The sequence below is a fragment of the Nonomuraea rosea genome (assembly GCF_039539705.1).
In the GTDB taxonomy this organism is placed as follows: domain Bacteria; phylum Actinomycetota; class Actinomycetes; order Streptosporangiales; family Streptosporangiaceae; genus Nonomuraea; species Nonomuraea rosea.
Window position 1 is genome coordinate 41,809 of record NZ_BAABDQ010000044.1, and the last position, 16,191, is coordinate 57,999.

Here is a 16,191-nt window from a genome sequence, read left to right on the forward strand (position 1 = left end):
CGGATGTGTTCGTCCGGCCCTTGTCGATGGAGGAGGGCCGCAGAATCCAGCCGCATCACCCGGACCGCCAAGGACCCGGTCAAGCTGCGCCGGGCGATTGTGGTGATGATGTCCGGGCAAGGCCAGAGCGTTCCGGACATCACCTCGTTGATGCAGGTCGGCGACGATTATGTACGCGATGTCATTCATGCCTTCAACGAGCGGGGGTTCGACGCGCTGGACCCAAATGGAGCGGGGGCCGACCACCGGCGATCAGTGGGCAGGTGCGCGAGCACATCTGCCTGATCGCCCGGACGGTCCCCGCCGAATGGGGCATCACCGGCCGCTCCACCTGGAGCCTGCGCACCCTGGCCGAACATCTCATCGCCCGCGGTGTGGTGGCCGCCCTCAGCCGTGAGCACCTGCGGCGCATCCTGCGTAAGGACGGGGTGAGCTGGCAGACCACCACGACCTGGAAGGCATCCAACGACCCCTACTTCATCGCCGAGATGCAGCGGGTGCTGGAGTTGTACGATCACCCGCCCGCCGATGGACGGGTGATCTGCGTCGATGAATTCGGGCCGCTGAACCTGATGCCGCGCAAGGGCAAGCGGTGGCGGCCGGCCCGCAGTCCGGCCCGGCTGCGGGCCACCCACAACCGCTACTTCGGGGTCATGCACATGATCGCCGCACTGGATCTGGCCACCAGCAAGCTCTACTACCGCATCCGCCGGCGCAAGCGGTGGCGGGAGTTTCTGTCCTTCCTGAAGACCCTGCGCTCGCGGTGGCCCGGCGAGAGGCTGTATGTGATCATGGACAACTACTCACCGCACAAGCATCCCCAGGTCCGCGCCTGGGCCGCCGACAACGACGTCGAGCTGGTGTTCCTGCCCACCTACGGCTCATGGCTGAACTTGGATCGAATCCGAATTCGCCGCGCTGCGCTACGACGCCCTCAACGGCACCGACCACCGCACCCACGACGAGCAGAACAGGGCAATCGGTGGCCACGTCCGCTGGCGCAACGCCCGCGCCCAGCCAAAGACCAGCTTCGCCGCCAGCTCACCCATCCGAAGCTGGACCAGTTATCCGGCAAAGGCTGCGTGACGGGCCACTAGGTTGGACGTTTGGCGCATGAGGTGCAGCGCGACGGCGCTGACCCACCCGAACCCCACCCCGATCGAAATCCGCTGCACCAGCCCATGCAGGGACTGATCCAGCGTTCCGCCTTGCTGGGCGACGGTGAGCAGCTGCCCCGCGACAACGATACTCACCGGCACCACGATCGCTGTAGCAATGGAATAGGCCGCCCAGAGCCATTTGCGCTCGCTGACAAAGCGGCTGCTTACCGTGATGACGGCTGCCGTCAGGGCGAAGAAGCACGGCAGTGCGTTGGCATCGTGGATCGCTCCGTGCCAGGTGGGCTGACCGGCAACCGCTCCTTCCGGAACGAACCCAGGCTGTGGGTCCGTCGAGAAGATGCCTGCCACCATCAGGCTCAACCCGAAGATGCCAATGAAGATCGGGCCGAAAGTCGATCCCCTGCCCGGACGCAGCGCTCTTCTTAGGCCGAACGCGAAGGCGATCGTCAGCGCCCCGGTAATGATGAAGTTGGCGATCTGGATCCAGCCGAGATCGCCGACGCTGAGCTCACTGCCCCAGTGGTGGGTCCACGAGTAACCAGGGCGCAGAAAACCCTCGACCATGATCACCACAAAGAACCCGGCTGGTGCCAGCCCGTAGGCCAGTCTTCTGATCATTTAACGCACTCCTTAGCAGTGCTAAATCCTGATGAGTATTCGATCTGCTCGGCCAGGCCGGGGCAGCGGGCCCAGGCGGCCCGCAGGCCGGTTGCCGGATCCTTGACTGCGACGCGGCGGGCCAGCTCTTCGCCTGCTCATGTCTGTCAGTCTGCATTGACAAGCACGTGCTTGTCAACTCAGACTGACAGACATGGCAAGAATCAGAGGCGTCAACTACGACGTTGGCATCCAGTTCGACGAGCGCTACCTGTCCCGCCCAGTGTTCGATCCGCAGGTCGTACGCCGAGAGCTGGAGATCATCAAGAACGATCTGCGCTGCACAGCGGTCCGTATCTCCGGAACCGACCCCGATAGGCTCATGACTGCCGCCCAGCAAGCCGTGGATCTGGGGTTGGCGCCTGTGAGCTCACCTTGTTCATGCAGGGAATCCTCAAAGGCGACAACTGGCGCCAGCGCATCGGCAGCCCCCTGGCGCTGGCCCGACTCAAGATCTTCAAGACCCACAACCGGCCGTTGAATGTCTTCCTCGCCCAGGCAAGCCGCGCCGTGCGCGACGTCTTCAGCGGCCGACTGACCTACGCCTCGGCGCCCATCGAGGACGTCGACTGGAGCCTGTTCGACATTGTTGCCCTTGACTACTACCGAGCGGGTGGAGCCTCGTAGCTCCATTCCTGCTCCGTAGCGTCACCAGTGACACCACGTCATGACTTCATCTGCGGGAATGTCATGGCGAGGTCATGACATGGTCGCACTGCCCGGTGAGCGCGGTGACGGCTGAGATTGACGACATGTCCTCGACACAGCCATCGAACGGCTCACCTTCACGTACGGCGAGTCGTACGCCCGACCTCAAGAAGCTGCCCTTCGGCACCCCGGCGTTCACAGTGCCGACGAGCAACCGCTGACCGGCACTCCACCGGTACACGCCGGGCCCGGTGACACCCGTTGAGACCACGAGAACAAGGAGCTCACCACCATGTCCACTGACCATGCCGACCACCGATCCGGCCGGCACCACCTCCCCGGCGCGCCCTGGCTGGCCGGAGATCGTGGTCGGCCTGCTCGCGATGGTGGCCGCCACGGCCGTGGTTCCGTTCTTCGGCCCGCTGGGGCTGGAGCTGGACGCGGTGACGTACGGGCTGATCCTGACCGCCTGGTCGGGCATCGCCGGCCTCGGCGGCTTCGCCGCGGCCGCGCTGATCCGCATCCGCTCCTGGAACGCCTTCAGCGTGCTCCGTACCACCTGGCGCTGGATGGGCATCGGCGCGGCCGCAGGAGTGGTCGCGTTCGTGCTCAAGGGCGTGGAGGACGTCTTGGTGAGCAACAGGGAACGTGTTCTCTTCGGGCGACGGGCGGCGTCGGGCTGGTGATGACGCTGTCAGGCCGCGTAGGTGTAGTGGTGCGGCCAATCGCCGGTCTTCGACCTTCCCCTGAAGACGGCCCGCAGAGCGACTCGGGCCTGCTCCGGCAGGGCGTCCTCATCCACTGGGGTGCCGGTCGCCTTGTGAATGCTCACCACGCCCACAAGGTCGTCGGGGCCTGCGCCGTATTCGTAGGTCACGGTCTCCCCGGTTTCGGTGGCCTTGCTGACAAAGATCAAAAGTCCCATTTCACACTCCCACGACGGCTGCCGCCGCCCGGCTCGGCTCGGCAGTGCCGATCAAGTGTCCCTGAGGGCCAGGAGACCGTTGATCACCTTGCCGAAGTCTTAGAGGTCAAAGCGGCCGCTGCCCGCGCCGCGTGCGGTCCGGTGCCTTCGGAGATCGTCCGCAGCATGGTGCGCGCCGGCTCCCGGTGGCCCCTGGCCATGGTCCAGCGGGCGTAGCGGTAGGCGGCGCACGTCTCGGCTCCGGGCGCGGTGCTCGGCTCCAGGGATTCGCCCGCCAGTTCGTACGCCGTCCGCGCGGCCTCGTCCTCGCCGACCTCGGCGAGCAGATCCCCGAGCTTGCGGATCGACCACTGAGCGTGCTCGTCGCCCCCGAGGTCGAGCCAGGCCTGGTGGAACGCGGCCCGCGTCCAGGCCGCGCCCGCCGCGACACGTTCGCCCTGCCCGTCCAGCAGCCTCGCCAGGCTCAGCGCCGCCCGTACGCGATCACCGAGGTAGACGAACCCCCTCTCCGCCTGGCTGAACGCCGCGCGAGCGCCGTCCAGGTCGCCCTGTTTCGCGCGGACGACGCCGAGGTCGTACGCGGGGCCCGCCGCCGCATCCTCGTCGGGCTCGGTGAGGGCGGCTCCGCGCCGCAGCCATTCGGCGGCCGCCTGGAGGTCATCGCGTTCCTTGCCGGCGATGCCGAGGAAGTGGCAGCCATGCGCCGCCACTCTCGGGTGCGCCTGTTCGGCCGTCCGCACCAGCCGGGCGACGCCGTCGAGGTCGTCATTGTCCTTCAGCAGGCGTAACAGCTTGAAGGCGACCTTCTCCGACCGCGATGTACGCCCTGACACGGCGTCGATGAGGCCCTCGGCGAGGGCACGACGGTATCCCTCGGCCGGCCTGCCGGTCGCCATCACCACGTCGATGACCTGGTCCGCGGCGTCATCGTCGTTCTCGCGCGTCCAGAGGGTCGCGAGGTCGAGGCAGAAACCGGCGGCGCACTCCAGGTCGGCGGGCTCGGTGAGCCGGGCCAGCGCGGCTCGGGCGCGATCGAACTGCCGTCCCGCCAGCACCGTTCCGAACCGAGCCACCGCGGCGGACCCGCAGGCATCGGTGAGTGCCCGCAGCGCGGCGTCCTGATCCGTGTCCCGGAGGGCGCGGCAGGTTCGCTCGGCCCAGGTCTCCGTGCCGGCCAGCCGACGGGCCTCACGGATCAGGTCGATGCCGCCCAGCTGCTCGGCGAGCGTGAACGTGGCCTGCGCCTCCTCCTCCGCGCCGCTCTCCCGCAGAAGAACGCCGAGCCTGAGGGCCGCCCGGGAAGCATGTCGCGTATTCCCGTCCCGCGAGCTGCCCTGGCAGGCGACGGCCTCCTCGTACGCCGCCCGGGCCGCCTGCGAGTCGCCCTGCCCGGCGTGCAGATTCCCCAGGTAGAGCAGCGCTTTCGTCCGTTCGTCCAGGTCCTGTGTGCCGGCCGCCAGCCGGTAGGCCGTGGCGGCGCCTGCGACGTCGCCCGCTTCCTGGCGGAACCAGCCGAGGACGAACGCGGCGCGCGTGTCCCCGCCCGCGGCCAGACCGGCGTACTCGGTCTCGGCGTCGACCGCCTCCACGGCCTTGCTCTCGTAGGACGTGGTACCCCAGCCCTGGCCCAGCCGCAGCGGGGCCAGCCAGCGGGGGTCGGTGACCTCGACGTCGTAGTCGCCCTGGGCGAGCAGGTCCTCGTCCTGCCAGCCTCCGTCACGCTCGTAGTAGAACATCGCCAGGCTGTCCCAGGCGTCGTCGTCGAGGGGGTGGTTGCGGGTGGCCACGCGTTCCACGCCCGCGACGAACAGATGGGTGTGGCGCTCGACCCACGCCTCGTCGAGGAACTCATCGACCCCGACCAGGTCGGCCAGCGGCCCGCCATCGTGGCCACGGCTGTCGTCCGCGCCCTCCCACAGCACCCGGAAGAAGAAGCTCGGGTCCTTCGGCAGCAGATCGTCCGTTCCCCAGGACGGCTCGTAGTAGACGACGAAGACCCGGAAACGCACGCGTCGCCGCTCGTGGTCGAGATCCAGGACGCGCACGCCGAACAGATCGGTAGACATCAAGGCCTTCCTGGCCGATGCCGGGCGCATCGGCCTCTCCAAGTGCTGCGAACGATGATCGCAGGCACGGCCGACAAAAGACGGACGCTCGTTAGGCATTGCCCACTACTCCGTGGTACTTTGTAGCAGTACTCGTTAGCACCGAGTACCAAGAACGGAAGAGGATCCACGATGGACGACCTGACGGAGATGCTGAAGGGCACGCTTGAGGGTTGCGTGCTGGAGATCATCGGTAGCGAGGAGACCTACGGGTACGCCATCACGCGCCGGCTGAACGAACTCGGCTTCGCCGACGTCGTCGAGGGGACGGTTTACACCATCCTGCAGCGACTGGAGAAGAACGGGCTCGTCCAGGTGACGAAACGACCGTCCGGGCAGGGTCCGCCGCGCAAGTTCTACGCGTTGAACGAGGCGGGGCGCGAGCAACTCGCGACGTTCTGGGCGAAATGGGCGTACATCACCACACGGATCGACAAGCTCAAGGAGGGCGGGAGATGAACTTCTGGGAGAGCATGACCGGCAGCGATCTCACCAGGGAGTACAAGGCGTTCGAAGCTCGGGCCGAGGCGTTGCCGGCCGACTACCGGGCGGCGTGGGAGGAGATCAAGGGTCATCTCATGCTCCACGGGGACTTCACGGGCCGCAACCTGATGCCGATTCTCGACGGTGCTCTGGGGCTGCTCGAGGAGACGGCGGCCGATGGGCGGAGCATTCACGAGGTGCTGGGTGACGACATCGCGGGGTTCTGCGCGGCGCTGGCCGGCGGGGAAGGGTCTCGGAGCTATCGCGACCGGTGGCGTGAGCAGTTGAACAGGAACGTGGCCAGGAAACTGGGCCGGCTAGGAGGCTGACGTGGGCATCCAGGACATCATCGAGGGCAAGAAGCAGTGGCGGGCGCACCTGGCGCGGGTGAAAGCGCTTCCGCCGGACTATCAGATCGTCTACAAGGAGATGCAGCGGTATTTCTTCAAGGTGGGACCGGTCGACTTGCCTGACGGGCCTCTGCTCCCGGGGATCGTCGATTTCTTCGAGGAGGGTGTCGCGACCGGCAAGGGAGTTCTGGAGCTCATCGGCAACGACGTCGCCGCCTTCTGCGACGACCTCATCAAGGACTCGCGCACTTACGCGGACGTCTATCAGGAATCCATCACCGGGAAACCCGGCACGGACAAGAAGTAATACTCGTTGACCCGGCCTTATACCGCTTGATCAGCGCCGGCACCTCGACGATCTGAATGTCACCCGAGTCTTGTAGCCGCCGGGCACCACGGGATAGCTGACGTCCTCGACCGTCTCGGTCGATGCCTCCAACGCGGCCTCGGTCATCGTCAATCCTGAACGGCAGGCGTCACTCATATCTCCAGCGGCAGCGGCGAGCTCCGCGTCCACGCGATCGGCGTCTGCGGGGCCATCAATCCACTCCGGCGGACACCCCGAATCGGCGAGTTCACCGGCGACCTGCCGGGTGAACTCGCCGAGCGGCGACATCGTCGCCGACCGTCCGCACGGCGCGCTCCACCGCGAAGACCGGGCCCCCTCCGGGTCGGAGAGGCGTTCCTCCACACCTACGCCGGTGTCGAGCACCGTAGCCGTCACCCGCTGTGGACTGTGCCAACCCTCCCTTTGGGCTCAGGCACGAATTCGAGCGGAGGGACTTGCGGTGCTGACCCCGATCGGGTCATCCGGCTGGCCTGTCGCCGATCCTGGGCTACCACGGGCCGGTAGGTGCGCTTTCCTTCGATAATCCTCGAAGTGGGCCTTCCCTGGATATGGCGGAGATTAGATTTCCTCCGCACAGGATTTATCGGGGTGACAGGTGGGGGACGAAGAGCTCTTGCGAATGGGGACACGGTGGCGCCGCAACAGAATTGGCTGGGTCGCGGTCGCGCTCGCCGGCGGGTTGCTCGCCGGAAGCGGGTGTGCGGCGGAGACGCCGTCGTTGCGGGAGCGGCTCGTTCAGGACCTGAGGTCGGATCCCGAGTACAGCGACTACTCGGACAAGCAGGTGGAGTGCGTGGCTGACGCGTTCGTCAAATACGTCAAGCCCGAGGCGATCGAGCAGGTCATCCAGGGCCAGACGCCGGCTGGCAGCGGTTGGAAGGACGGAGTGGACGGCAGGACCGTCACCAGCGAACTGGCCGCGTGCGGGCCCTACCCCCTTCCGCCTTCGACGACCGGCTGAGGCCCCATGCTCGCTGGCACTGCCGGCTGGAGCACCCACAACCGGGGCGACCCCGAGCAGGCCCCGGACGGTGGGCCGAACGCTCAGCTTTCCCCAACCAGGCAATTCATCGGCGATGGATAGCTGGGGCTAACACGTGCGACCTGGCGGAAACGCTCGAGATCGAGGTGTGGTGCCGGACTTATTCCGCCGTGTTGGAGCCGAAAGCTCATTCTCTTCAGTAACGCTGAACCAACGGCCGATGGTCTTGGCGGCGTAGCGGCCGGGCTGATGATATCGCCATGCGGTGAAGCCGAGCTGAAGCTGCTCCGGCATACCTTTGCTTGTGGCTTGGAGAGCCTCTTCAAAGAGGAGGCCTCATGCGCTCCGCATTCACGAAGGTATCGGAAAGAGGTTCGGTGCGGAAATTACTCTCCATCGTGGCGTTGTCCGCCGCACTCACGCTGGTCGCCGCGCCGGTGCCTGCCGGGTCTGCGTCGGCCTCGCGCACGTCGCCGTCCGCGTGCGACCACATCGGTGACAAGGACGCCGCCATCCGCGATTTCGTGGAAGGCATCAAGAAGGACTGGAACCTCGACGTCAAGGCCCGCGACTACGAGATTCAGGCGCACGGCGGTGAGTGCGCCATCCAGCCCAAAGGCGCTCGCCCCGTCGCCAATGGGGCCGAGGCGCGATCCGGTGGTTCGACGACGAGCATGACCACGGTCGAGACAATGCCCGCTTCGGCAGCGTCCGCGGCCGGCGACGTGACGATTCAGCAGGATGTGGCTTGGCAACAGCCCAGTTGCTACGAATGGGAGGACGCGGAGCACATCGGCTGGATGAGGGCTTGCGGGCAGTGGGGCCGCATGGACTACGCGGCGGCAACGCACAAGAACTACGCCTACCGCATGTACGCGTCATGCCATGCGCTGGCGGGTCACGCCTTCGATCAGGTCAGCGAGTGTTACGTGGCCGCGGAGCCCTACGGGAACGACCCGAACATCGTGTGGAACGACTGGGATCCCAAGGCGACCCTGCAATTCGATCCCTGCGGATCTACCTTGCCCATCGGCCTCTCTGTGGGCCCGTTCTCGACGTCCTTCGCCATCACCAGCTGCGACAAGATCGTCCCGTCGGAGAGCTCGAGCCCGGGGGTTCCTGACTTGCGAGCAACCTGGATAGGCAAGTCGTACTACGCGGAGGACGTGCGGCAGACGGCGGCCCTCGTCGCCTTCGGTGTTCCCAAGAGCTACCAGTCGTCACCGAGTCTCTACTTCAAACGAGGATTCACGCACGAGGAATGCGTCTGGCCGCCGACCCCCTCTCCCTATTACCCCTGGTGCGCCATTTGATCGATGCCTTCCGCATGGGAGATGACATCAACCATGTGCAGGCGGTGGGGCGGAGGTCACGTGGTGCAGCCGACTGTCACTTGGGCACGGTAGGTGACCGGGAAGCCAGGTCGCACCATGCTTTGCACGATCGGGTCGCCTGTGATCGCGTAGTCGCCGAACCTGGCGGCCGCGGCCTGCGCCGTCGCGTCGGCTACGGCGTCGTCCAATGCGGCCTCGGCGGTCGCTCCGGTCCCGAGCCCACCGAAGATCGTGGTGCTCGGGAAGATCTGTCCGTCGGCGGCCGGCGCGCTGGTCGCGGCCGCCGACGGCATCCCGGTCAGGACCGTTGCCACGACCACGGCACCAGCGGCGGCCGCTGTCAAAGGGACCTCACGTTCATGATCGTTCCTTCCTGTCTCTCGGAGAAGCGCACCGATCGGATGCTCGGGTTCCCGCGCCGGAGTAGGACTCCTCGGGGAGGGTGTAGAGGGCTCCGTCCACTCCTCTCGACAGTACGACGGTGGGTTTGAACAGCACGGGCAGACCTTCTGAGTAAAGAGAAAGAGCCGTTGCACGGATAGGCCCCACGACGCCTGGCGAAGAATGAATGTATTGACTTCATTACTTTCAGGGAGAAAGAGTGAGGTCCCTCGGAAGACCAAGGAGGTCGTCGTGCGCGTGCGCGTAAAAGTAGTCCTGACGCTGATGGGCGCTCTCTTCCTTTTTGTGCTGGCCAACCGGGATGCGGATGGCATATGGTCCCTCGTGCTCTTCATCTTCCTGGCCTACCTACTCTTTGTGTTCACGTCTGACGATTCACCGGCCGGAGGTGGCAGCGACGGAGGCGCCGGATACGACGGAGGAGGGAGAGGCGGAGACGGGGGATGGGGTGACGGCGGAGACGGCGGCGAGTAAGAAGGGGGCCTCGGCCGGGAGGGTGTTGATCGGGGCCCTGATCGTGGGGGCGGATTACTCGTTGAGTGCGTCGATGTCGGAGAGTTGTTTGCGTAACCGCGCCTCGGTCGGCACGTCCGGAGCCGCGTTGACCGTGATGTCGCCGACCTTGGTCACGCCGTTCGAGCTGGAAGCTTCGACGGCATCCCGAGCCCGGAGGCTGCGGGAGCAGGTGACCATGCTGTCCGACAGGTCCGAGGCTGCCTGGCTGGCCAGGATGCTCGCGGATGCCATCATCACGGGGGCCGCCATCAGCAATGCCGGTTGGTCATCCGTCGCCGAGGCCAGGAGCGCATGAGCATGGGTCGATGGACGATCGGGCTGGTTCTCGTGCTGACAGCATCGGTCTGGGTTATCGGCCCGCATGCCGAAGCGGTCACCCGTCTCGATCCGGTCACGGCGCTGAAGCGGCAACTCAACGGTCACGGCAGAGTTCGGTGTATCGGAACGTCTGGGGGCCGAAGAAGGATCACGTCACCAGCCGATCGCGGGCCGTCTATGAGTTCGCCGGCGGTGGGATCGTGGCCGTCGACCTCCGCTACTCGAAGTTCTCGTCCTCGACTCTCGGAGCATCATCTTCCCCGACCGCGCCTACGGCTGGGAGTCAGAACATCACGGCGGCGCCGGGCGATCACGAGCCACACCGCGAGCGGCGGGCCGAGCACCGCCATCAGCACGTACAGGTTGAAGCGTTCTTCATTGTCGTCGGAGACGGACTTCTCGCGAGACCATGTGTACGCCGTGAACCCATGGCGCGATGTAGGGCAGCACGACAGGGATGATGTGGGGCGCCGCGGCAGGGGTCACTGTGGGCCGAGGATGGTTTCCGCCCATAGGGAATCTGCCGAGGTGATCGCGCCGTCACGGACCTGGAAGCTCGCGAGGATGCCGCGGCACAGGTCGCGGTAGCCTTCGTGGTTCCGGTCCGACTCGGTGGGTTCGAGTTCGCCGCGGGCAGCCTGGTCGCGGTGTGCCCTGAACCACGCGACCTCCTCATCGTCGATCTGGATCTCGGCTCGCACCAGGACCGGCAGCAGCCAGTGCCACCGCCATGCGCAGTCGATGAACGCCGCGACCGACGAGTTGGCCGGGGAGGGGTTGATCCCTTCGGGGTACAACTGCTGGAGCTGCGGGTGAACCTCGGTGTATCTGGGGAGGTAGAAGACGCTTCCCGCGCCCGCTACGGCGGCGAGCCGTCCTACACCGAAGCCGCCGAGCAGGTAAAGGCTGAAGTCACCGATCGCTTCGTCCGGCCGGGTGTTGTCCTGGAAGGCGGCCCCGACCCCCAGGAGGCCGTCATCACGGTCTGGCGGAAGCCCGTAGGTCCACAGCGCCGTAGTGTCGCCACCGGGCAGTTCCCAGGTTCCCCAGGGTACCGGCGGGAGGGTCGACAGGCGTCCGGAGCCGGTGAGGTCATCGAGCGAGGCGTTGAGAATCTCGGTGACCTGGGTCGTTGTCGTCGCTAGATCCACGTTCGGGGTCTTTCTGCCACGAGGGTGCGTTCGAACCGGTGTCGGGTGACGTCGATTCGAACGGTCGTCACGGTGAGGATGTCACCAGTCTCCACGACAGCACGTCCCGCTCGATGATCGGCACCAGCCCGCCGTTCATGTCAGGGCCGCACCGCCGCCAGAGCGTGATGAGGATGCGGGCGCAGCGTCCTCGGCTCTTGCGGCTGGACTGACGGCCCGTTCGAGGACCCAGCGACCGGACGGCCGCCAGGGCCTGGTCCAGACCGGCCGTTCCCGGTTAATCCCGGGCAGGCCCTTGTCGAGGTAGATCCGATGGTCGGCGCTGCCGTTGAGCGGGCACGCTGTCGGCCGGCCGCCTCCCATCACGGTCCCTCCGGCCGCGCGGGAGCTCCGGTGGCTTCGGGCGGATCTGTCTTCGATAGGCGGGGGCGCATGAACCTGAAGTCCTGAAGATCACCAGCCCACGGGGCCGTTCGCGTCGAAGAAGCTGCCGCTGGGACCGTCCGCCGGGAGCGTGGCGGCGCGCACGACGACCTTCGCGCCCTGTGATGGATGCTGCGTTCCGAGGTTGTTGTTCAGATCGGTGGCGTTGTATCCGGGGCAGACCGAGTTGATCTTGATCGGCGTGTCGTCGAGTTCGATGGCGAACCATCCGGTGAGCGCGTTGACGAGCACGCGGACGTGGCGCACCGCTGGACGCTCAAAGAGCTTGCCGGTATCAGCCGCATGTCACGCTCGACGTTCGCCGCATCCTTCAAGAACCAGGTCGGAGCCGCGCCACTGGAATACCTGATCGAGTGGCGAATGAGCCTTGCCCGCGATGCCCTGCGCCGCGGCACTCGATCGATCTCCGAGCTCGCATTCGCGACCGGTTATGAATCCGAGAGCGCGTTCAGCACCGCATTCCGCCGCGTGGCCGGCTCCTCGCCCAAACAATTTCGCGATGCGGCACAGCGGGCCGAATCAGGAGGCTTTCGTCGGCTCTGACGCAGCTCGATAATGCTGCAAACCCATGGTGGGCAGCCGGGCGGTGACAAGCGCGACAGGCCGGTGAGCTTGATCTCGCGTACATCGTCGTCGGCCTACTCGTCACCTGACGGCCCCGCCGTCCGTCGAAGACGGCGGGGCGGTTACCGTGTCCTGGGCCTTCGCCGGCGCAATGCGGGCGGGTCAGGCGACGGCTCCTATCCGGTACAGGCCGGGGCCGCCGCCGAACAGATAGTCCTTGGTCCTGTCCCCGTCGATGGCGACGACGCCGAGGTAATCGTCGACATCGAGGGTGTCCTCCTCCCAGAGGTAGAGGACGGCGTTGGGGGCGACGCACTTGTCGACCTCGACCCGCTGGCCCGCGGCTATCGACACGTAGTCCGTGGTCACCGGCCAGACTTTCGCGCCGGCCTGGGTGGTGATGTACACCTCGTCGTGGCCGTTCTCGGTGATCTCGAGGGCCCGGAGACCATCGAGGAACACGTTGCCGCCACAGGTGAGCGCGGAGGCATTCTGGCCGGCGACCGCCGCGGAGGTTCCGGTCAAGGCGAGGCACGCGGCCGCTATGCCTACGGCCGCGAGTTTCGACAGGTTCCGCATGTCGGTTCCCTTCTGCCGCTTACTGGAGTCCCGAGTGAACACGACAGCGTCTTCAGTCGAACTTCGGGTCGGCTTCACCGCGCGTCAGAAAGGTGAACCTGCCTTGTGCCCTGGTCGTACCTGACGGCCTCCATGTCTCGCTCGGCCGTGTACGACCCCGAGGCGGCGACGCCGGCACGGGCGGATGATGCTCTCGGCATCCGCAGGCTAGGAGACGATCCGGCGCCGGCGGACCTCCGCGCCGTATAGGTCGACGTACTTGAAGGGCATGTCCGGCTGGGGTTCCGCCTGCCACGAGGTGATCAGGTAGTGCTCGATCGGGGTGCTGGCTGAGCCGTCCGGCCTGGTGTCACGTCCGCGAGCGTGCACCCGAAGGCGATAGAAGCCCGCCCCCTGCCAGGCAAGGTTCGGCAGGGCGGGGAGGTCCCCATCGAGCCCGCAAACGCTGAGTGATCCGCTCGTGGACTCGATGGAGACTTCGACGATCTCCTCCCAGTTGTCGAGGTCGAGAGGTGGGGGGCCGTCGGCCAGTTGCACCTCGACCTCTACGACGCCCAGCGCGATGCCGGTAAGGATCGTCGCGCCGTCCGGCTCGTCGTCCACGGCGATCAGACCGTTGTCGAACCTTGGCGGAAACTCCGGCCCCAGCTCGTCCAAGTCCAGAAGCTGGATCTGGTGGTAAGACATCCAGACTTCCGCCCGGTGGAGCGAAGGGCCGTCAGGCCGGGTCACCCGAGTCAATCCTGCGGGGCTTCGGTGAAGAGCTCCGGTGGGGCCTGCAGATCGTGGGCGCGGAACAGGACGGCGTGCTCGACCCCCATGGCCTTGCCGCTCATCGCGGTGAACTTCGGGATGAAGTCCTCGGGGGCGGGGTGGCCCGGGAGCGCGGCCAGGTACGCGGCGTGCGCCTCGAGCGAGGCGACGCCACGGCGCAGCGGCTCACCCGTGACCTCGACGCCGTGGGTCGCGTGGCCGGGGAGCCCGGGGACGATGAGCCAGCGCGCGGAGTGCGGTTCGAGGTTCTCTTCGTCGACCTGCTCCGGGAAGACCCACCGGTTGCCCGCGTCGCGCACCGCGTCGAGCGTTGCGAGCCCCGCCGCGCGGTGGTCGGCCTGATCGAAGCCATAGGGCGTCTCGATCTCGTAACCGGTGCCGAGTACGACGTCGGGCTTGAACCGGCGGATCTCCCGGCAGATGTCCCGGCGCAGGTCGAGCCCGTAGACGAGCACACCGTCCGGGTGTTCGAGGACGGTCAGGTGCTTGACGCCGACGACGGCGCAGGCGGCCCGCTGTTCGGCGACGCGCAGGCGAGCCGTCTCCTCGGGCGGGTTCGGCATGCCGGCCTCGCCGCGGGTGAGCAGGAGATAACCGACCTCGATGCCGCGCGCGGTCCAGCGGGCGACGGCCGCGGACGTGCCGTATTCCATGTCGTCAGGGTGCGCGACGACGCAGAGCACGCGCTGGAAGGACTCCTCGGGGAGGGGAGGCAATGTCATGCTGGTCATCCTTCCGCGTTGAGAGCCCGCCGTCCGCCGATTTGGGCGGCGGGGCCCTGCTTGCGAGTATTAGCCGTGAAAGCTGGCTGCCGTCGGGCAGGCGGAGCATCGATGGCGATCCGCGACCTACCGGACGAGCAGCCGTTCGAGGACCTGCTGCAGTTCCTGGTGTCCCAGCACGCCAGAGCGCCAGCCCACGAACCCGTCCGGACGTATCAGGCTCATGCCTGTGCTCGTGATGCCGTACGCGTCCAGGAACCGGTCGTCGGGATCCTGAAGCTTGTCGCCGATGTGGTGAATGTCCAGCTCGACGCCCAGCGATGTCGCCGCCGTCCTGGCCGCCGCGACCCACTCTCCACCGTGCGGGGCGACCAGGGCGACGAACGCACCGGTGCACAGGTCGAGTGTGGAGATGCGCGTCCCGTCCCGTTCCAGCCAGACATGGGGTGCGCGCAAACCGGGACGCCCGCTGGGCTTGCGAGGGTCTTCGATCGGCTCGCCGGGGGTGTGGGGCTCCGCGAGGACGGCTGCGGATTCGTACCGGTATCCGAAGATCATGCTCAGGTCGTCGATCGCCGTGAGGTCGTCCGCGGTTCCTCGGTGGCGGGCGTTCAGCAGCCGCATGGCCTGATCCAGGGTGACCTGGGCGACCGGCCGGCGCTCCTCCTCGTAGGTGTCCAGCAACGACGGGCCGGCCTGGCCCTTGTGGACCGCGGCGAGCTTCCAGGCGAGGTTGTGCGCGTCCGCGATGCCGGTGCTCGCGCCGTAGGACCCGGTCGGCGGGAAGACATGGGCCGCGTCGCCCGCGAAGAACACCCGGCCGGCCCGGTAATGGCGGGCCACGGTCGCGCCGAGCCTGACCTCCATCGGCTTCGGGCTCCAGCCGGGGACGGGAGGCACCAGCGTGAGGTCGAGGTCGGCGATCCCGACGGCCTCACGGACCAGTTCGGCACAGCGCTGCTCGGTGAAGTCCTCAAGGGTGGTGCCCTGCCGCTGCTGGAAGGGCACACCGAGCATCCATCGCCCGGCCTGCCGCAACGGCGCCAGGACCGTGCCGGCCGCCGGCCGGTCGAAATAGGCGAGCAGGAAGTCGCGTCCCCGCAGTGCGTCGTCGAGATCGGCGTCGAACAGGAAGTGCGCGGCATGGCCCAGCACTCCGGGGCCGTCGGCGCCGATGCCGAGGCGGGTGCGGATGCCGGCGCGGTTGCCGTCCGCGGCGATGAGGTAGTCGGCGTGGATGCGGTGTTCGGCGCCGCTGCCGAGATCGCGGACGACGGCCCGCACACCGTCCGGGTCCGTGTCGAAGGTGCTCAGTTCGGTGCCGAACCGCACGTCGGCGCCGTCGCGCTCAGCGGCGGCGCGCACGAGGAGCTCCAGCTCGTCCTGGTCGATCAGTCCCCAGTCGGTGGGGCTGAGCGACGCGGACGGCCGCACCTGGGCGAGCATGTCGATGCGGAAGCGCTCGGGGCCGGTCAGGGTGTCCGCGCCGATCATCTCGGGCCTGACGGCCAGGAGGGAGGAACGGGCTCGGATTTCCCCTTCCAGGCCGAGGGCCCGGTAGATCTCCATGGTGCGGGGGTTGAACGCCCGTGCCTGCGGCATGATCGCCGTGGAGGGGTGCCGCTCGACCAGGGTCGGGCGGAGGCCGAGGCGCGCCAGGAACAGTGCCGCGGACAGGCCGGTGACACCTCCTCCCACGATGAGCACGGTGGTGGTGTGTTCGTGCGGTGTCGTCATCGCCAGCGATCTCCTGTGGTTGCAGCGACG

22 protein-coding genes and 1 pseudogene are annotated in these 16,191 nt (G+C 67.0%); 11 read left to right on the plus strand and 12 right to left on the minus strand.

What is annotated here, in order from left to right; genetic code table 11:
- Nucleotides 1–3 precede the first annotated feature (3 nt).
- Both ABEA43_RS68425 and ABEA43_RS55340 read left to right on the plus strand, forming a co-directional pair.
- Entirely contained in the window at nucleotides 4–285 is a 282-nt protein-coding gene (locus ABEA43_RS68425) for a helix-turn-helix domain-containing protein (RefSeq protein WP_425570619.1), read from the plus strand.
- Nucleotides 213–1,097 (plus strand): annotated as a pseudogene (locus ABEA43_RS55340) (IS630 family transposase); the annotation flags it as partial. The gene ABEA43_RS68425 and the pseudogene ABEA43_RS55340, both read left to right, overlap by 73 nt.
- Here the strand turns inward: ABEA43_RS55340 and ABEA43_RS55345 are convergent.
- Entirely contained in the window at nucleotides 1,065–1,739 is a 675-nt protein-coding gene (locus ABEA43_RS55345; protein ID WP_345575227.1) for a DUF998 domain-containing protein, read from the minus strand. The pseudogene ABEA43_RS55340 and the gene ABEA43_RS55345 overlap by 33 nt on opposite strands.
- A 420-nt stretch (nucleotides 1,740–2,159) precedes the next feature.
- Here ABEA43_RS55345 and ABEA43_RS55350 point away from each other — a divergent pair, with 420 nt between their 5' ends.
- Both ABEA43_RS55350 and ABEA43_RS55355 read left to right on the plus strand, forming a co-directional pair.
- The gene (locus ABEA43_RS55350; protein WP_345575229.1) at nucleotides 2,160–2,405 is read left to right on the plus strand and encodes a hypothetical protein; all 246 of its coding nucleotides are present in this window, start codon (nucleotides 2,160–2,162) and stop codon (nucleotides 2,403–2,405) included.
- A gap of 326 nt (nucleotides 2,406–2,731) precedes the next feature.
- Nucleotides 2,732–3,112, plus strand: a complete 381-nt coding sequence (locus ABEA43_RS55355) for a hypothetical protein (protein WP_345575231.1) — start codon at nucleotides 2,732–2,734, stop codon at nucleotides 3,110–3,112.
- A gap of 8 nt (nucleotides 3,113–3,120) precedes the next feature.
- Here the strand turns inward: ABEA43_RS55355 and ABEA43_RS55360 are convergent, their stop codons facing one another.
- The gene (locus tag ABEA43_RS55360; protein ID WP_345575233.1) at nucleotides 3,121–3,351 is read right to left on the minus strand and encodes a hypothetical protein; all 231 of its coding nucleotides are present in this window, start codon (nucleotides 3,349–3,351) and stop codon (nucleotides 3,121–3,123) included.
- 83 nt (nucleotides 3,352–3,434) lie between these two features.
- Complete coding sequence (locus ABEA43_RS55365; protein WP_345575235.1) at nucleotides 3,435–5,417, minus strand: tetratricopeptide repeat protein; 1,983 nt, start codon at nucleotides 5,415–5,417, stop codon at nucleotides 3,435–3,437.
- Nucleotides 5,418–5,588: 171 nt separating this feature from the next.
- On the opposite strand from ABEA43_RS55365, the gene ABEA43_RS55370 reads away from it, so the two are divergent.
- The 3 genes from ABEA43_RS55370 to ABEA43_RS55380 are packed head-to-tail and all read left to right on the plus strand — an operon-like array spanning nucleotide 5,589 to nucleotide 6,596.
- Nucleotides 5,589–5,915, plus strand: a complete 327-nt coding sequence (locus ABEA43_RS55370) for a PadR family transcriptional regulator (protein ID WP_345575238.1) — start codon at nucleotides 5,589–5,591, stop codon at nucleotides 5,913–5,915.
- A complete protein-coding gene (locus tag ABEA43_RS55375; protein WP_345575240.1) occupies nucleotides 5,912–6,268 on the plus strand; it encodes a DUF1048 domain-containing protein in 357 nt (118 codons plus the stop codon). Before ABEA43_RS55370 ends, ABEA43_RS55375 begins: the two co-directional genes overlap by 4 nt.
- A 1-nt stretch (nucleotide 6,269) precedes the next feature.
- Entirely contained in the window at nucleotides 6,270–6,596 is a 327-nt protein-coding gene (locus ABEA43_RS55380; RefSeq protein WP_345575242.1) for a DUF1048 domain-containing protein, read from the plus strand.
- A 30-nt stretch (nucleotides 6,597–6,626) separates the two neighbouring features.
- Here ABEA43_RS55380 and ABEA43_RS55385 read toward each other — a convergent pair whose 3' ends face one another.
- Complete coding sequence (locus ABEA43_RS55385) at nucleotides 6,627–7,001, minus strand: hypothetical protein (protein ID WP_345575244.1); 375 nt, start codon at nucleotides 6,999–7,001, stop codon at nucleotides 6,627–6,629.
- A gap of 256 nt (nucleotides 7,002–7,257) precedes the next feature.
- On the opposite strand from ABEA43_RS55385, the gene ABEA43_RS55390 reads away from it, so the two are divergent.
- Together ABEA43_RS55390 and ABEA43_RS55395 are read left to right on the plus strand one after the other, a co-directional pair.
- The gene (locus tag ABEA43_RS55390; protein WP_345575246.1) at nucleotides 7,258–7,599 is read left to right on the plus strand and encodes a hypothetical protein; all 342 of its coding nucleotides are present in this window, start codon (nucleotides 7,258–7,260) and stop codon (nucleotides 7,597–7,599) included.
- A 359-nt stretch (nucleotides 7,600–7,958) separates the two neighbouring features.
- The gene (locus ABEA43_RS55395; RefSeq protein ID WP_345575248.1) at nucleotides 7,959–8,933 is read left to right on the plus strand and encodes a hypothetical protein; all 975 of its coding nucleotides are present in this window, start codon (nucleotides 7,959–7,961) and stop codon (nucleotides 8,931–8,933) included.
- Between the two features lie 56 nt (nucleotides 8,934–8,989).
- On the opposite strand, the gene ABEA43_RS55400 is transcribed toward ABEA43_RS55395, so the two are convergent.
- Nucleotides 8,990–9,268, minus strand: coding sequence for a hypothetical protein (locus ABEA43_RS55400; RefSeq protein WP_345575250.1), 279 nt, complete (start codon nucleotides 9,266–9,268; stop codon nucleotides 8,990–8,992).
- Between the two features lie 319 nt (nucleotides 9,269–9,587).
- Between ABEA43_RS55400 and ABEA43_RS55405 the strand changes: the two genes are divergently transcribed.
- Entirely contained in the window at nucleotides 9,588–9,830 is a 243-nt protein-coding gene (locus ABEA43_RS55405; RefSeq protein ID WP_345575252.1) for a hypothetical protein, read from the plus strand.
- Nucleotides 9,831–9,884: 54 nt separating this feature from the next.
- On the opposite strand, the gene ABEA43_RS55410 is transcribed toward ABEA43_RS55405, so the two are convergent.
- The 3 genes from ABEA43_RS55410 to ABEA43_RS55420 all read right to left on the minus strand — a co-directional run bounded on the left by ABEA43_RS55410 (nucleotide 9,885) and on the right by ABEA43_RS55420 (nucleotide 12,031).
- Nucleotides 9,885–10,295, minus strand: a complete 411-nt coding sequence (locus ABEA43_RS55410; protein WP_345575254.1) for a hypothetical protein — start codon at nucleotides 10,293–10,295, stop codon at nucleotides 9,885–9,887.
- 377 nt (nucleotides 10,296–10,672) lie between these two features.
- Complete coding sequence (locus tag ABEA43_RS55415; protein ID WP_345575256.1) at nucleotides 10,673–11,341, minus strand: SUKH-4 family immunity protein; 669 nt, start codon at nucleotides 11,339–11,341, stop codon at nucleotides 10,673–10,675.
- Nucleotides 11,342–11,794: 453 nt separating this feature from the next.
- Nucleotides 11,795–12,031 carry a Rossmann-fold NAD(P)-binding domain-containing protein gene (locus ABEA43_RS55420; RefSeq protein ID WP_345575258.1) on the minus strand — a complete coding sequence of 79 codons (237 nt, stop codon included), beginning with the start codon at nucleotides 12,029–12,031 and terminating at the stop codon, nucleotides 11,795–11,797.
- On the opposite strand from ABEA43_RS55420, the gene ABEA43_RS55425 reads away from it, so the two are divergent.
- A complete protein-coding gene (locus ABEA43_RS55425; RefSeq protein WP_345575260.1) occupies nucleotides 12,023–12,328 on the plus strand; it encodes a helix-turn-helix transcriptional regulator in 306 nt (101 codons plus the stop codon). The two genes, ABEA43_RS55420 and ABEA43_RS55425, sit on opposite strands and share 9 nt — an antisense overlap.
- Before the next feature lie 183 nt (nucleotides 12,329–12,511).
- On the opposite strand, the gene ABEA43_RS55430 is transcribed toward ABEA43_RS55425, so the two are convergent.
- The 4 genes from ABEA43_RS55430 to ABEA43_RS55445 all read right to left on the minus strand — a co-directional run bounded on the left by ABEA43_RS55430 (nucleotide 12,512) and on the right by ABEA43_RS55445 (nucleotide 16,161).
- Nucleotides 12,512–12,928 (minus strand): hypothetical protein, encoded by a 417-nt coding sequence (locus ABEA43_RS55430; RefSeq protein WP_345575262.1) that lies wholly within the window; start codon nucleotides 12,926–12,928, stop codon nucleotides 12,512–12,514.
- 207 nt (nucleotides 12,929–13,135) lie between these two features.
- The gene (locus ABEA43_RS55435) at nucleotides 13,136–13,615 is read right to left on the minus strand and encodes a hypothetical protein (RefSeq protein WP_345575265.1); all 480 of its coding nucleotides are present in this window, start codon (nucleotides 13,613–13,615) and stop codon (nucleotides 13,136–13,138) included.
- A gap of 50 nt (nucleotides 13,616–13,665) precedes the next feature.
- Nucleotides 13,666–14,424: a PIG-L deacetylase family protein gene (locus tag ABEA43_RS55440; RefSeq protein ID WP_345575266.1), complete on the minus strand. Its 759-nt coding sequence runs from the start codon at nucleotides 14,422–14,424 to the stop codon at nucleotides 13,666–13,668.
- A 126-nt stretch (nucleotides 14,425–14,550) separates the two neighbouring features.
- The gene (locus ABEA43_RS55445; RefSeq protein ID WP_345575267.1) at nucleotides 14,551–16,161 is read right to left on the minus strand and encodes an FAD-dependent oxidoreductase; all 1,611 of its coding nucleotides are present in this window, start codon (nucleotides 16,159–16,161) and stop codon (nucleotides 14,551–14,553) included.
- Between the last annotated feature and the right edge of the window lie 30 nt (nucleotides 16,162–16,191).